Here is a 15,576-nt window from a genome sequence, read left to right as displayed (position 1 = left end):
GGGGTGAGACGACCGCGCTACGCGCTGCGGTCGAGGGCGCGCAGCGAGCGGTCGGTGATCGACCGGGCGCCGCGGCCGATGGCCACCAGGCCGGACTGGACGAGCTCCTTGACGCCGTACGGCTCCAGCATCCGGAGCATGGCCTCCAGCTTGTCCGAACTACCGGTGGCCTCGATGGTCACCGCGTCGGGGGACACGTCGACCGTCTTGGCGCGGAAGAGCTGGACGATCTCGACGATCTGCGACCGCGTCTCGTTGTCGGCGCGGACCTTCACCAGGACCAGTTCCCGCTGGATCGCAGCGGACTGGTCGAGTTCGACGATCTTTATCACGTTCACGAGCTTGTTGAGCTGCTTGGTGACCTGTTCCAGCGGGAGGTCCTCGACGTTGACCACGATCGTCATCCGGGAGATGTCCGGGTGCTCCGTCGGGCCGACGGCGAGGGAGTCGATGTTGAAGCCCCGACGGGAGAACAGCGAGGCGATGCGGGCGAGCACGCCGGGCTTGTTCTCGACCAGGACGGAGAGGGTGTGCTTGGACATGGGGTCTCTGTTCCCTTGGCGTTCCGGAGCGGGCGTCAGTCGAGGTCGTCGCCGAAGTCGGGCCGGACGCCCTTGGCGAACTGGATCTCGTCGTTGCTGGTGCCGGCCGCGACCATCGGCCAGACCATGGCGTCCTGGTGGACGATGAAGTCGATGACGACCGGGCGGTCGTTGATCTCCATCGCCTGCTTGATCACCGCGTCCAGGTCCTCCGGGCGCTCGCAGCGCAGGCCGACGCAGCCCATCGCCTCGGAGAGCAGCACGAAGTCGGGGATCCGGGTGCCCTGGGCCGGCGGCTCGATGCCGTCGTGGTCCGGGCCGGCGTGCAGCACGGTGTTGGAGTAGCGCTGGTTGTAGAAGAGGGTCTGCCACTGGCGGACCATGCCCAGCGAACCGTTGTTGATGACCGCGACCTTGATCGGGATGTCGTTCAGGGCGCAGGTGACGAGTTCCTGATTGGTCATCTGGAAGCAGCCGTCGCCGTCGATCGCCCAGACCGCCGTCTCGGGGCGGCCCGCCTTGGCCCCCATCGCGGCCGGCACCGCGTAGCCCATGGTGCCCGCGCCGCCCGAGTTCAGCCAGGTGGCCGGCTTCTCGAACTGGATGAACTGCGAGCTCCACATCTGGTGCTGGCCGACGCCCGCGGCGTAGATCGCCTCCGGGCCGACCAGCCGGCCGATCCGCTCGATGACCTGCTGCGGGGAGAGCTGACCGGCCGGGGCCGGCTCGTAGCCCAGCGGGTAGGTCTTCTTCCACTCGTTGAGCTTGACCCACCAGTCCGCGTAGTCGCTGCGGTGGCCGGCGTCGAACTCGGCCTGGACGGCGACGATCAGGTCGGCCAGCACCTCGCGGGCGTCGCCGACGATCGGCACGTCGGCCGGGCGGTTCTTGCCGATCTCGGCCGGGTCGATGTCGGCGTGGACGACCTTGGCGTAGGGCGCGAAGCTGTCCAGCTTGCCGGTGACGCGGTCGTCGAAGCGGGCGCCCAGGGTGAAGAGCAGGTCCGACTTCTGCAGCGCGGTGACGGCCGGGACGGTGCCGTGCATGCCGGGCATGCCCAGGTGCTGCGGGTGGCTGTCGGGGAAGGCGCCGAGCGCCATCAGCGTGGTGACCACGGGGGCGCCGGTCAGCTCGGCGAGGATCCGCAGTTCGGCCGTGGCGTGCGCCTTGAGCACCCCGCCGCCGACGTACAGCACCGGGCGCCGGGCGCTCACCAGCATCTTCGCGGCCTCGCGGATCTGCTTGGCGTGCGGCTTGGTGACCGGGCGGTAGCCGGGCAGCGAGGTCTCGGCCGGCCAGCGGAAGGTGGTGGTGGCCTGCAGCGCGTCCTTGGCGATGTCGACCAGCACCGGGCCGGGTCGGCCGGTGGCGGCGATGTGGAACGCCTCGGAGATCACCCGGGGGATCTCGGCGGGGTCGGTCACCAGGAAGTTGTGCTTGGTGATCGGCATCGTGATGCCGCAGATGTCCGCCTCCTGGAAGGCGTCGGTGCCGATCGCCTTGGAGGCGACCTGCCCGGTGATCGCCACCATCGGGACGGAGTCCATGTACGCGTCGGCGATCGGGGTCACCAGGTTGGTCGCGCCCGGCCCCGAGGTGGCCATGCAGACCCCGACCTTGCCGGTGGCCTGGGCGTAACCGGTGGCGGCGTGGCCGGCGCCCTGCTCGTGGCGGACCAGGATGTGGCGCACCTTGGTCGAGTCCATCAGCGGGTCGTACGCGGGAAGGATGGCCCCGCCCGGGATGCCGAAGACGGTGTCCGCGCCCACGGCCTCCAGCGAGCGGATGAGCGACTGGGCTCCGGTCATGGTCTCGACGACGTGCTGGGGAGCGGGAGCGTGGGCGGCCGGGGTGTCCCCGCGGCGGGGGGATGCGGCGTGCTCAGTCATCTGCCTGTCTCTTCTCGGGTTTCGCCGGCCCGGGTGGTTGCGGGCCCCAGGTGGCTGAGGGTGGGGTCCCGCGTGTCGGGCCGATCGCCGGCTCTGCCCCAATCGTCCCTCCTCGCCCTCCGGAATCGGGGGGAATCGGGCGGCCGGGGCCAGTGGTCTTGCGGAGTGGAACAGCGTCAGTGCAACAAAAAACCCCTCGTGCCAAGGGCATGCGAGGGGTGGCGCGTCGGTCTGTCACGAGCGGGGCATCGCCCGCTCAGCCGACGCGCCCGCCAAGTACGAGAATTCGGGTGCGCATGGCAACGACCTTCCTCCCGTGCGGGGTCGACTGTCAAGCAGGTGGGACGACAGTCTCGCCATGCGGACCGTGCCCCGGGCCGGCGGCGGCCCGGTGTTCGGGCAGGTCGGAGGGGCTGTGAGGGGGCCCGGACCGCCCCGCGCCGGGCTCGCCGCGGCCACCCGTCCGGGTGTCCGCGGCCAGATACGCGCGCCGCGCCGAGAGCGAGCCGAGCGGGCGCGGCAGCGGGTAGGAACGGCGTACCAGCGCCCGCCGCAGCCGGGTCTCGTCCAGCGGCGGGGCGAAGGCCGACCCCTGGCCCTGCCGGCAGCCCAGCTCCTGGAGGACGGCCACCTGGCGCGGCAGGTCCACCCCCTCGGCCGCGGTCACCAGGCCGAGGTCCCGGCCGAGCCGCAGCGCGTGCCCGGCCAGCGTCCGGCCGAGCGGCGAGTCACCGAGGTCCTGGACCAGCGTGCGGTCCAGTTTGAGGCTGTCGAAGGGCAGCCGGGCGAGCGCCCCCAGCGAGCCGTTGCCCGCCCCGAAGCCGGCCAGCGCGGTCGAGACGCCGAGCCGGCGCAGCGCGGCCAGCCGGCGGCCGAGTTCGTCGGCCAGCGCGTCCGGGCCCATCCGGGCCACCTCGACCACCAGGTGGCCGGCCGGCAGCCCGGTGTCGCGCAGCGCCGCGACCACCGCCTCGTACATGCCGGGCGAGCAGAGGCGCTGCGCCGAGAGCCGGACCGACACCGGCACCGGGGCCGGCGCCGAGCGGGTTCTCGCCGGCAGCCCGCGGCGCAGCGCGGCGGCCGTCACCGCCTCGTGGATCAGCCAGCGGGAGAACCGGGTGGCCGCGTCGCCGTGCTCGGCGGAGCGCAGGAACTCGGCGGGGGTGAGCAGCAGTCCCTGCGCGGAGCGCCAGCGGGCCTGGGCCTCGACGCCGGTGACGGCGCCGGTCCCGAGGTCCACCACCGGCTGGTGGAGCAGCGTGAAGCCGCCCTCGCGGACGGCCACCCGCAGCCGCTCCTCCAGCTCGGTGCGGCGCTCCAGGTCGGCCCGCATCGCCGGGGTGTAGAGCACCACCCGGCCCTTGCCCTCGGACTTGGCCCGGTACATCGCGAGGTCGGCGTTGCGCATCAGCTCGTCGGTGGCGGCCCGGGGATCGGCGGCGGGGCCGCGCTCGGGGGTGCCGAAGGAGATGCCGATGCTGGCCGCGACGCTGAGTTCGGCGCCGCCGATCCAGTACGGCTCGGAGAGGGCGATCCGCAGCCGCTCGGCGAGCTCCTGGACCTGCAGCCGGCCGAGCGGGCCGCAGACCAGCGCCGCGAACTCGTCCCCGCCGAACCGGGCGACGGTGTCGCCGCTGCGCACCGCGCCCTGCAGCCGGCGGGCGGCCTGCACCAGCAGTTCGTCGCCGACCTGGTGGCCGGCGCTGTCGTTGACCGCCTTGAAGCCGTCCAGGTCCAGGAAGAGCACGGCGATCCCGGCGCCCGCGCCGCCCTGCTGGCCGCGGGCGGCGAGGGCGGCGCGCAGCCGTTGGGCGAACAGCGCCCGGTTGGGCAGGTCGGTGAGCGGGTCGTGGAAGGCGTTGTGCTGCAACTGGGCCTGCAGTATGACGCGTTCGGTGACGTCCCGGCTGTTCAGGATCAGGCCGTCGCGGTACCGGTTGACGGTGGACTCGACGTGCAGCCACTCGCCGGCGCCGGAGCTGATCCGGCACTCCACCCGGGCCGCGGACGGCTCGGCGGCGGCGGGCGAGCGGAGCGCGGCGAGCCGGCCCCGGGCCAGGAAGCGGCGGACCTCCGCGAGCACCCGGTCCACGTCCTCGGGGTGGACGAGGTCCAGCAGGTTGCCGCCGACCAGCTCCTCCGGATCCCGCCCGTAGACGCCGAGCGCGGCCGGGGACACGTAGGAGAGCACGCCGTTGGCGCCGGCGATCATGATGACGTCGCTGGAGCCCTGCACCAGGGAGCGGAAGTGCGCCTCCTTGTGGGCCAGCTCCTGCGCCAGCGAGAGGTTGTCCAGCAGCATCACGCCCTGGCGCAGGATCAGCGCCAGGCCGACGGTGCAGGCAGCCGCGGCCACCACCCGGTCCAGCGGCCGCCCGCCGAGGGCGTTGTAGAGGATCCCGGCGGTGCAGACGGCGGCCGCCGCGTACGGGGTGAGCGCGCTGAAGGTGGTGGCCACCCGGCGGCGCGGCAGGCCGCCGACCGAGGGGTGCTCGCGCAGCGGACGGCGCCAGCGCGGCGACCACGGGGCCCAGGCCAGCAGCAGGCTGCCGGCGAACCAGCCGGCGTCCAGCAGCTCCCCCGAGTGGTAGTTGCTCTTCAGCTCCGGCGAGGTGAAGAGGGCGTCGCAGAGCACCGTCACGGCGAGCGCGATCATCGCGGTGTGCACCGCGGCCCGGTTGCCGTCGCGGCCGCCGAAGCGCAGCCCGACCACCAGGCTGACCAGCAGGATGTCCAGCACCGGGTAGGCCAGGTTGGTCGCCAGCGCCACCACGGAGCCGTCCGCGCCGGCGGCGATCCGGCCGAGCGCGAGGCTCCAGCTCAGGGTGAACAGCGAGCCGGCCACCAGCCAGCCGTCCAACAGCAGGCAGAGCCAGCCGGCGGCGCTGCGCGGGCGCTGGGAGAGCACCAGCACGCCGGTGATGGCGAGCGGGGCGAACAGCAGGAAGGCGAACTCGGCGAGCGAGTCCTGCGGCTGCTTGCCGGGTTCGACCAGCTCGTACCAGCCCCAGGTGGCGTTGCCGAACGCGACCATGAGCGAGGAGAGGCCGAACAGCAGCCAGGCCGAACGGGCCGGGCCGCCGACCGTACAGGCGTACGTCAGACAGGACAGCGCGGCCGCGAGCGCGGCCGCCGCCAGGCCGAAATCACCCATGAAGACGGAGAGTTGGCGTGACCCCCAGCCGAGGGACGCGCCCAGCGCGTACGCCAGGCAGAGGGCGCCGAGCACGGTGCCGGGCAGGGATCGGCTGTACAGCAGTCGGCGGACCGGGCCGCGCCGGACGGCTGCGGACAGGTCGGCGTCCGGTACGCCCGACCGTCCGGCTCCGGGCAGCACCGCATCGGTGGAGCTCACTCGGCCTCTCCCCCTCCGGCCCGGAGCCTGGCGCCCCGGCCACGGGCCACCGGCCGCGCACCTGATGGCCGTACGCGGTGACCAGGCGCCCCGTCAGGGCGATGGCCCAGGGGGTGGGCGGCCTGCCGGCCGACGCACCGCACCGATGTTCCCACTCGGGACCCTACACCACTTCGGTCACTCAATGACACGCACACTCAACTTAGAGTAATGGTGAAGGGGTGGTGAAATGCACCCGATTCCGCCGGATCGGGCCGGTTGGCGGGGGCGTGCGGGCGGGGGCTCACGCGGCGCGCACGGGAGCACGCGGCGGGGTCCGGCGACCACCGGCCGGTCCGGGCAGGTCCGGCCGGTGGTCACCGGCGAGCGTGCGGGTCAGCGGCCGGCCAGCGCCGGCTCGTCCGGGAAGAGCCGCAGGCGGTGCGCCAGTGCGGCGGCCTCGCCCCGGCCGGCCACCGCGAGCTTGCCGAGGATGTTGGAGACGTGCACGCTCGCGGTCTTCGGCGAGATGTACAGCTCCTCCGCGATCTGCCGGTTGGTACGGCCCCGGGCGAGCAACCGGAGCACGTCCCGCTCACGGGGGGTGAGCCCGAAGGAGTCGCCGACCGCGGGCACCGCGGCGGCCCTCGCCGCACGGGCGGTCAGCGCCAGACCGGCCCGCTCGGCCAGGCCGTTGATCTCGGCCAGCAGCGCGCTGTCCGACCGGGCCCGGGCCAGCGTCCGGGCCTCGCGGAGCAGGGCCGCCCCGGCCTCCCGGTCGCCGGCCAGCACCCCGGCCTCGCCGGCCCGCAGCAGGGCCGCCGCCAGCGGGCCGGGCAGCCCGGCCGGCCGCAGCGCCTCGACGGCGACGGCCCACTGCACCGGGGTGTCCAGGCCCTCGGCCCGGGCCAGTTCGGCCTCCAGCAGGCGCGCCCAGCCGTGGTGCAGCGGCGCCTTGGGAGTCAGCCCGGCGGCCACCTCGGCGATCCGGGCCAGCACCGCGGGCCGGCCCGGATCGGCTTCCGGCAGGCCCCGGCCGTCGGCCTCGGCCGCGGCCCCGTCGATCAGCAGCGGGTAGAGCGCCGCCTCGTTCCCGGCCGGGACGGGGCCCCCGATCACCGCGAGCAGTTCGGCCCGCGCCTCCAGCGGCCGCCCGCCCCGGGCGGCGATCAGCACCGCGAGCCGGGAGATCGGCACCGAGTGCTGGACCTGGCAGACCCGGTCCGAGGCCCGGGCCTGGGCGAGCATGCCGGCCGCCGCCGGGAGGTCCCCGCGCAGCAGGGCCAGCTCGCCCCGCAGCCGGTCGAGGAACTCGGCGTGGCTGCCCGGGTACTGGGTCCGCTCGGCGCCGGCCAGCAGCTCGGCCGCCTCCCCGGTCCGGCCCAGGTCGAGCAGCGCCTCGGCGAGGTTGCCGAGCAGCAGGGTGCCGATGTTGCGCAGCAGGCCGGTGCCGTCCGCCGTCTCCAGCCCCTCGCGGGCGAGCGCCACCGCCTCCTCCGCGCGGCCGAGCGACTGCAGCAGGCTGGCCAGGTTGTTGAGGCCGCGGAGCATCAGGTCGGGGACGCCGAGTCCACGGGTGGCGGCGAGCGCCTCGGTCAGCTCGGTGACGGCGGCCTCGGGGTCGTTGCCCAGGTCGTGGCGGAGCGTGCCGAGCGTCATCCGGGCGTGCTGCTCGACGGCGTGCGCGCCGACCTGGCGGGCGATCGCCGCGGCCCGCTCGGCGAGTTCGACGCTCTCGCCGGTCGGGTTGTTGAGCATGGCGATGCCGGCGCTCAGCGCGAACACCTCGGCCTGCACCGCGGACGGCGGCAGGTGCTCGACCAGCCGCCGGGCGTAGGCCGCCTCGTCCTGGTCCTTGGAGCGGTTGAGGTGGCCGAACATCCGGGCCCGGTTCATCCGGAACCAGGCGGCCCGGGCCGGGTCGCGGTTCTCGTCGACCAGCTTCAGCGCCCGCCGGGAGAGGCTCAGCCCGCGCTCGCGGTCCCCGCTGCGCCGGGCCGCGACCACCGCCTCGGCGAGGACGTCGACCAGTTGCAGCCGCTCGCAGTCGCCGTCGTGGGTGTCCACGTCGCAGGAGCAGGGCGGGTAGGTCTCGGCCCAGTCGTAGGGGCGCAGGGTGTGCGCCAGGACGTCCTCGGAGACCTCGTCCCACAGCTCCAGGGCGCGCTCCAGCATCCGCAGCTGCTCGGCGAAGGCGTTGCGTCGGCGGGCCGCCCGGGCGGCGTCCAGGGCGCTCGGCAGGGCCCGGACCGGATCGTGCGCGTGGTACCAGTAGTTGGCCAGCCGGGCCGGCCGGACGTCGCAGCCGACCAGGTGCGGCTGCTGCTCCAGGGCGGTGGCGAAGCGGCGGTTGATCCGGTGCCGCTCGCCGGGCAGCAGGTCGTCCGAGACCGCCTCGCGGACGAGGGCGTGCCGGAACCGGTAGCCGTCCCCGTCGGTGTCCGGGCGCAGGATGTTGGCGCCGACGGCCGCGCGCAGCGACTCGATCAGCTCCTCCTCGTCGTCCAGCACCGCGGCCAGCAGCGCGTGCTCGACGTAGGAGCCGCCCTCGGCAGCGATCCGCAGCACCCGCTGGGTCTCCTCGTCCAGCGCCTCGACCCGGACCAGCAGGATGTCCCGCAGCGAGTCGGTGAGCCCGGCCGAGCAGCCGGACTGGAAGGAGGTGGCGAGCTCCTCGACGAAGAACGGGTTGCCCTCGGAGCGGCGGTGGATCCGGTCGACCAGCTGCCGGTCGGGGTCGGCGGTGCCGAGGATGCCGGCCAGCTGCTCGGCCACCTCGCCCGGGCCGAACCGCTCCAGCTCCATCCGCTGGACGGTGCGCAGCCGCTCCAGCTCGGCGAGGAAGGGCCGCAGCGGGTGGCGGCGGTGCAGGTCGTCGGTGCGGTAGGTGGCCACCAGCAGCACGCGGGCCCGGTGCAGGGTGCGGACCAGGTAGGTGAAGAGCTCCCGGGTCGAACGGTCGGACCAGTGCAGGTCCTCGACCGCGAGCACGAGGGTACGGTCCGTGCCGAGCCGCTCGAACAGCCTCGCGGTGTGCTCGAACAGCCGGGCCCGGCCGTACTCGTCGTTGGGTTCGCCGTCGGCCTCGCCGAAGTCGGGCAGCAGCCGGGCGAGGTGGCCCTCGCTGCCGGCCGCGGCGGCCTCCAGCTCGGCGCCCAGCCCCCGGTGCAACCGGCGCAGCGCGGTGGCCAGCGGCGCGTACGGCAGCCCCTCGGCGCCGACCTCCAGACAGCCGCCGACGGTGGTGACCACGCCCTCGTCCGCGCAGCACCGGTCGAGGAACTCCTCCAGCAGCCTGGTCTTGCCGACGCCCGCCTCGCCGCCGATCAGGACGGTCTGCGGCTTCCCCTCCCCGGCCCGCCGCAGCGCCTCGCCCAGTTCGGTGATCTCGGTGCCGCGGCCGACGAAGACGGGACTCACCGATATCTGCTGCATGGAGGCGAGCATGCCATAACCGTCCGGGCCGGGCCGATCGGTTATCCCGGCCCTCGGACGCCCGGAAGGGGAGGCGCTGGATCGCGCCTCCCCTTCCATCTCCGTCCCGGCCCCGGCCGGGTGTCGACCCGTCAGCACTCGCGCAGACGCGCGGCGCGCCGCTCGGAGCGGACGGCGGGCAGTCGGCGCAGGCCGCGGCGGTCGCCCTTGGCCTCGCGGACCAGCCGCTGGTGGTCGGCCTGGGCGTGGAGTTCCCGCACCTGGTGCTGGATGAGCTCGTACTCGTACACGGTGTTTCCCCTCGTGGTGGTCTCTCTCGTTCTGAGGTAAAGCCTCCTCCCCCAGGGGGGTGCGCCGCATCGGCACCTTGCCCGATGTTCCGGGCGGCCTGCGCCTTAGGTCGGGCGGCCGGGAACGGCAAAGGCCCGGATCCACCCCACTTAGGGGGTGGATCCGGGCCCTGAGCGCACTAAGGCACCTTAGAAAGCCTTAGATGCCTTAGAAACCGTGGTCGGATCCGGTCGGCACCGAGCTTCTCCAGGTAGTGCCTACTGCCCTTCCACGCCGAGCTTCGCCAGGATGAGGTCCTTCACCCGGGCCGCGTCGGCCTGCCCGCGGGTGGCCTTCATGACCGCGCCGACGAGCGCGCCCACCGCGGCGACCTTGCCGTCGCGGATCTTGGCGGCGATCGCCTCGTTGCCGGCGATGGCCTCGTCGACGGCCGCGCCGAGCGCGGAGTCGTCCGAGACGACGGCCAGGCCGCGCTTCTCGACGACCTCGTCCGGCTCGCCCTCACCGGCCAGCACGGCCTCGATGACCTGGCGGGCCAGCTTGTCGTTCAGCTTGCCCTCGGCGACGAGCGCGGTCACCCGGGCGACCTGCGCCGGGGTGATCGGCTGCTCGCTCAGCTCGGTGCCGGTCTCGTTGGCCCGGCGGGCCAGCTCGCCCATCCACCACTTGCGGGCCTGGTCGGCCGGGGCGCCCGCGGCGATGGTCTCCAGGATCGGCTCGACCGCGCCGGCGTTCAGCACCGACTGCATGTCCTTGTCGGTCAGGCCCCACTCGGCCTGCAGCCGGGCCCGGCGCACCCGCGGCAGCTCGGGCAGACCGGCGCGCAGCTCCTCCACCCAGGCGCGGGCCGGCGCGATCGGCACCAGGTCCGGCTCGGGGAAGTAGCGGTAGTCCTCGGCGTTGTCCTTGATCCGGCCGGCGGTGGTGCTGCCGTCCTCCTCGTGGAAGTGCCGGGTCTCCTGGACGATCGTGCCGCCGTCGCCCAGCACCGTGGCGTGCCGCTGGATCTCGAACCGGGCGGCCCGCTCGACGCTGCGCAGCGAGTTGACGTTCTTGGTCTCGGAGCGGGTGCCGAACTTCTCGGTGCCGTTGGGGCGCAGCGACAGGTTGACGTCGCAGCGCATCTGGCCCTTGTCCATCCGGGCCTCGGAGACGCCCAGCGCCTTGATCAGCTCACGCAGCTCGGCGACGTACGCCTTGGCGACCTCGGGGGCCCGCTCGCCGGCGCCCTCGATCGGCTTGGTGACGATCTCGATCAGCGGGATGCCGGCCCGGTTGTAGTCGAGCAGCGAGTGCGTGGCGCCATGGATCCGGCCGGTCGCGCCGCCGACGTGGCTGGACTTGCCGGTGTCCTCCTCCATGTGGGCGCGCTCGATCTCCACCCGGAAGGTCGAGCCGTCCTCCAACTGCACGTCGAGGTAGCCGTTGAAGGCGATCGGCTCGTCGTACTGCGAGGTCTGGAAGTTCTTCGGCATGTCCGGGTAGAAGTAGTTCTTCCGGGCGAACCGGCACCACTCGGCGATCTCGCAGTTCAGCGCCAGGCCGATCTTGATCGCCGACTCGACGCCGATGGCGTTGACCACCGGCAGCGAGCCGGGCAGGCCCAGACAGGTCGGGCAGACCTGGCTGTTCGGCTCGGCACCCAGTTCGGTCGAGCACCCGCAGAACATCTTGGTCTTGGTACCCAGCTCGACGTGGACCTCAAGGCCCATCACCGGGTCGTACGACGCGAGAGCGTCCTCGTAGGAGACCAGGTTCATGACGCTCACAGCGTCCCCTTCGCTAAAAGTCTGTGGAGGTACGGGCCCGGCCGCGCACGGTCGGGTGCGCGGCCGGGCCGAGGGCGTTCTCAGCCCAGCAGCACGTCGTCGTCGCCGAGCCGGCGCAACTCGCGCACCAGCAGGGCGGTGCCGGTGACCAGCGCCGCCGCACCGACCAGGGCGTTGATCAGCTTGAGCGTGTCGCTCTCGCCGCGCGCCTTCCGGATGTCCTTGACGATCGAGACCGCGCCGAACGTGCTGGTGCCGATGGACAGCCACAGGCCGGGCTTGGAGTGCTTGAAGCCCTTCGCCTTTTCGAGCTTGCTCACAGTGCCGGTGCCTCCTCCAGCAGGGTGTGCCCCCACTTGTCGTTGAGTGCGGCCTCGACGGCGCCGCCCACGCGGTACAGGCGGTCGTCCGCCATCGCGGGTGCGATGATCTGCAGGCCGACCGGGAGATTGTCCTCCGGCGCCAGCCCGCAGGGCAGCGACATGGCCGCGTTGCCCGCGAGGTTCGACGGAATCGTGCAGAGGTCGGCCAGGTACATCGCCATCGGGTCGTCGGCGCGCTCGCCGATCGGGAAGGCGGTGGTCGGCGTGGTCGGCGAGACCAGCACGTCCACGCCGGCGAAGGCGGTGTCGAAGTCGCGCGAGATGAGCGTGCGCACCTTCTGGGCCGAGCCGTAGTAGGCGTCGTAGTAGCCCGAGGAGAGGGCGTAGGTGCCGAGGATGATCCGGCGCTTCACCTCGGGGCCGAAGCCGGCCTCGCGGGTGAGGGCGGTGACGTCCTCGGCCGAGCGGGTGCCGTCGTCGCCAACCCGCAGGCCGTAGCGCATCGCGTCGAAGCGGGCCAGGTTGGACGAGGCCTCGCTGGGCGCGATCAGGTAGTACGCGGGCAGCGCCAGGGTGAACGACGGGCAGGAGACCTCGACGACCTCCGCGCCCAGCTCGCGCAGCAGCTCGACGGACTCGTTGAACCGCTGCATGACGCCGGCCTGGTAGCCCTCGCCGGCGAACTCCTTGACCACGCCGATCCGCATGCCGCGCACGTCGCGCAGCTTGGCGGCCTCGACCACGGCCGGGACGGGCGCGTCGATCGAGGTGGAGTCCAGCGGGTCGTGGCCGGCGATCGCCTCGTGCAGCAGCGCCGCGTCGAGCACGGTGCGGGCGCACGGACCGCCCTGGTCCAGCGAGGAGGAGAACGCGACCAGGCCGTAGCGGGAGACCGACCCGTAGGTGGGCTTCACGCCGACGGTGCCGGTGACGGCGCCGGGCTGGCGGATCGAGCCGCCGGTGTCGGTGCCGATCGCCAGCGGGGCCTCGAAGGCGGCCAGCGCGGCGGCCGAGCCACCGCCGGAGCCGCCGGGGATCCGGCTGAGGTCCCACGGGTTGCCGGTGGGGCCGTAGGCCGAGTTCTCGGTGGAGGAGCCCATCGCGAACTCGTCCATGTTGGTCTTGCCGAGGATCACCACGCCCGCGTCCTTGAGACGCGAGGTCAGGGTGGCGTCGTACGGCGGGATCCAGCCTTCGAGGATCTTGGACCCGCAGGTGGTCGGCACGCCCTTGGTGGTGAAGACGTCCTTCAGCGCGAGCGGGACGCCGGCCAGCGGGCCCAGCTCCTCGCCCTTGGCGCGCTTCTCGTCGACGGCCCTGGCGGCGTCCAGCGCGCCCTCGGTGTCGACGTGCAGGAAGGCGTTGACCTTCTTGTCGACGGCGCCGATGCGGTCCAGGTGCGCCTGGGCGACCTCGACGGCGGAGACCTCGCCCTTGGCGATGGCGCTCGCGGTCTCGGCCGCGGTGTAACGGATCAGGTCGGTCATCGGTCAGTCCTCCCCGAGGATCTGCGGCACACGGAAACGCTGCTCCTCGGCGGCGGGGGCGCCGGACAGCGCCTGCTCCGGGGTGAGCGACGGTCGCACCACGTCCGCCCGCATGACGTTGGTCAGCGGGAGGGGGTGGGAGGTCGGCGGGACGTCCTGTCCGGCGACCTCGGAAACGCGCGCGACCGCGCCGATGATCACGTCGAGCTGCTCGGCGAAGTGGTCCAGCTCTTCGGCCTGCAACTCAAGACGCGACAGCCGAGCGAGGTGGGCGACCTCCTCGCGCGTGATGCCAGGCATGCGGCGATCCTCAGGGGTGTGAGTTCTGGTGAGACCCGGCGCCGCGCTCAGGCGGTACCGGGCCCGGGCAGGAGCAGCCGGCTCGGCGCTCCCGTCCTCTTGGTCTGTGGACCCCATCCTATGGGGCCCGGCCCGGCCACCGGCCAACGAGTAACCCCGCGGGGCGGTCACCCTGCCCCGGTCCCGCTCCGGGACCGGGCCGGCGACCGCCGCGGACGCCCTACTGCGGGCTCGTCGGGACCCACCTCGGCGTGCCCTGCGCCTGGACCTCCAACTGGGCCGCCGACACCGCCTGGACCACCGGCGGCAGCACCGGCGGGATGACCGGCGGCAGCACCGGCTGGATCCCCGGCTTGACCACCGGCTGGATCACCCGCGGCAGTTGACCCGCCGGGCCGAACCGCTCGACCGGCGGGGCGCCGGTGCGGTGCACCCGGAGCCAGGCGGTGGCCTGCTCGGCCGGCAGCGCCGCCGAGACCAGCCAGCCCTGGACGGCGTCCACGCCCATCCGGTGCAGCCGCTCCCAGGTCTCGTCGTCCTCCACGCCCTCGGCCACCACGGTCAGGCCCAGCGAGTGGGCCAGCTCCACCGAGCAGCGGACCACGGCCGCGTCGTGGTCGTCGGCGACCATCCGGGAGACGAAGGAGCGGTCGATCTTCAACTCGCCGACCGGCAGGCTGCGCAGCCGCACCAGCGAGGAGTGGCCCGTCCCGAAGTCGTCCAGGGACATCCCGACGCCGTAGCCGCGCAGCTCGGCCAGGGTGTCGGCGGCCCGCCGGGAGTCGTCCAGCAGCAGCCGCTCGGTGATCTCCAGCTGGAGCGCGTGGGCCGGCACCTGGTGGCGGACGAGGTGCCCGGCGACCCGCTGGGCGAAGCCCGGGTTCAGCACGTCGCGCGGCGAGACGTTCACCGCGACCTGCACCTGGAGGCCCTGCTCGCGCCAGGAGGCGAGCTGGCCGACGGCCGCCTCCAGGACGTAGTCGGTCAGCCGGGGCATCAGGCCGCTGGACTCCGCGAGCCCGACGAACTCGTCCGGCGAGACCTTGCCCTGGCCGGGCCGGTCCCAGCGCAGCAGCGCCTCCAGTCCGACCACCCGGCCGTCGAAGGCCACCTTGGGCTGGTAGTGCAGCTGCACCTCGCCGGTCTCCAGCGCCCGCCGCAGATCGCCCAGCAGCCCGATCCGGTACGGCGTGTCGGCGTCCTGGGCCTCGTCGTACTGTTCGACGGAGGTGCAGCCGCGCTGGGCGTGGCCCATCGCCACGTCGGCGCGGCGCAGCAGCGACTCGGCGTCCTGGGCGTGCTGCGGGTAGACGCAGACGCCGGCGCTGGCCTCCAGGACGAGCAGCAGCCCGTCCAGCCGGATCGGTGCGGCCAGCTCGGCGATCAGCGCCTTGGCGACCCGCTCCAGGGTGTTGGGGCAGCCGACGCCGGGCAGCAGCACGGCGAACTCGTCGCCGCCCATCCGGGCCACCATCGGGCGGCCGCGCCGGTAGTCCCGGGGCATCCCGGCGAAGACGTCGTCGATCGTCTCCCGTCCCGCTCCGCCGGACGCGCCGGAGCGCAGGGCGCGGTGCAGCCGGCGGGCGATGTGCACCAGCAGCCGGTCGCCGGCGGTGTGGCCGAGCGTGTCGTTGAGCGACCTGAACCGGTCGAGGTCGAGCAGGATCAGCCCGACGCTGTAGCCCTGCTCGTGCTCGGCGATGGCCTCCTGGGCGGCCAGTAAGAGGGCCTGGCGGTTGGGCAGGTCCGTCAGCGGGTCGGTGAGCTGGTCACGGGCGCGGTCCCGGGCGATCCGCCAGGCCGCGACCAGCACGGCCAGCGGCACCGCGAACAGCGGCAGCAGCTCGGGCTCGTAGCGGTAGACCAGGACGGCCAGCGGGATGAGCGGTGCGGCGCCGGCCAGCAGGACTCCGAGCAGCAGGACCGCACCCGCCACCCCCTGCGGCGGGCGTGTGGGCGCACCGCCGGTCGTACGATCCATAAGCCCTGTCCTCCGTCGGGCCCGCCCCGTCAGGCCGCCTTACGGTGAGGCACCGTACCGGTGCCGGCAGCTGCCGGGCATGAGCGACCCCGCGGAGACCGGCTCAGCCGGTGCCCCCACCCCTGCTGACACTCTGTTGCGCTCCAGGGTATTCCGGGGTCCACCCGGCGGGCAGACTTTCGGACAACCGGGAGCGCGCCACCGCGTTCCGGTGCCGCACAGTGA

9 protein-coding genes and 1 pseudogene are annotated in these 15,576 nt (G+C 73.5%); all 10 read right to left on the bottom strand.

All coding sequences use genetic code 11. The features are described from left to right. Positions 1-17: 17 nt before the first annotated feature. Entirely contained in the window at positions 18-542 is a 525-nt protein-coding gene (ilvN, locus tag ACZ4UX_RS13880; RefSeq protein ID WP_329489714.1) for an acetolactate synthase small subunit, read from the bottom strand. A gap of 35 nt (positions 543-577) precedes the next feature. After that, complete coding sequence (locus ACZ4UX_RS13875; protein WP_329489713.1) at positions 578-2,431, bottom strand: acetolactate synthase large subunit; 1,854 nt, start codon at positions 2,429-2,431, stop codon at positions 578-580. 331 nt (positions 2,432-2,762) lie between these two features. Continuing rightward, a complete protein-coding gene (locus ACZ4UX_RS13870) occupies positions 2,763-5,690 on the bottom strand; it encodes a putative bifunctional diguanylate cyclase/phosphodiesterase (RefSeq protein WP_465706755.1) in 2,928 nt (975 codons plus the stop codon). Positions 5,691-6,161: 471 nt separating this feature from the next. Beyond that, positions 6,162-9,212, bottom strand: coding sequence for a helix-turn-helix transcriptional regulator (locus ACZ4UX_RS13865; RefSeq protein WP_465706741.1), 3,051 nt, complete (start codon positions 9,210-9,212; stop codon positions 6,162-6,164). A 119-nt stretch (positions 9,213-9,331) separates the two neighbouring features. After that, positions 9,332-9,490, bottom strand: coding sequence for a hypothetical protein (locus tag ACZ4UX_RS13860; protein WP_465706740.1), 159 nt, complete (start codon positions 9,488-9,490; stop codon positions 9,332-9,334). Between the two features lie 258 nt (positions 9,491-9,748). Then, on the bottom strand, positions 9,749-11,260 hold the full coding sequence (gene gatB, locus ACZ4UX_RS13855) for an Asp-tRNA(Asn)/Glu-tRNA(Gln) amidotransferase subunit GatB (protein WP_465706739.1): 1,512 nt from the start codon (positions 11,258-11,260) through the stop codon (positions 9,749-9,751). Positions 11,261-11,340: 80 nt separating this feature from the next. After that, a complete protein-coding gene (locus ACZ4UX_RS13850) occupies positions 11,341-11,580 on the bottom strand; it encodes a hypothetical protein (RefSeq protein WP_329489709.1) in 240 nt (79 codons plus the stop codon). Further along, positions 11,577-13,070, bottom strand: a complete 1,494-nt coding sequence (gene gatA, locus ACZ4UX_RS13845; protein WP_329489708.1) for an Asp-tRNA(Asn)/Glu-tRNA(Gln) amidotransferase subunit GatA — start codon at positions 13,068-13,070, stop codon at positions 11,577-11,579. The genes ACZ4UX_RS13850 and gatA overlap by 4 nt, the downstream gene beginning before the upstream one ends. Before the next feature lie 3 nt (positions 13,071-13,073). Then, positions 13,074-13,370: an Asp-tRNA(Asn)/Glu-tRNA(Gln) amidotransferase subunit GatC gene (gene gatC / locus ACZ4UX_RS13840; protein ID WP_280719380.1), complete on the bottom strand. Its 297-nt coding sequence runs from the start codon at positions 13,368-13,370 to the stop codon at positions 13,074-13,076. Positions 13,371-13,734: 364 nt separating this feature from the next. Continuing rightward, positions 13,735-15,288: pseudogene (locus ACZ4UX_RS13835) on the bottom strand (putative bifunctional diguanylate cyclase/phosphodiesterase); the annotation flags it as partial. Positions 15,289-15,576 lie beyond the last annotated feature (288 nt).

Source organism: Kitasatospora sp. NPDC028961 (assembly GCF_055564815.1).
The sequence above is the reverse complement of the archived record's forward strand: the minus strand, read 5'-3'. Positions and strand labels throughout refer to the sequence as shown.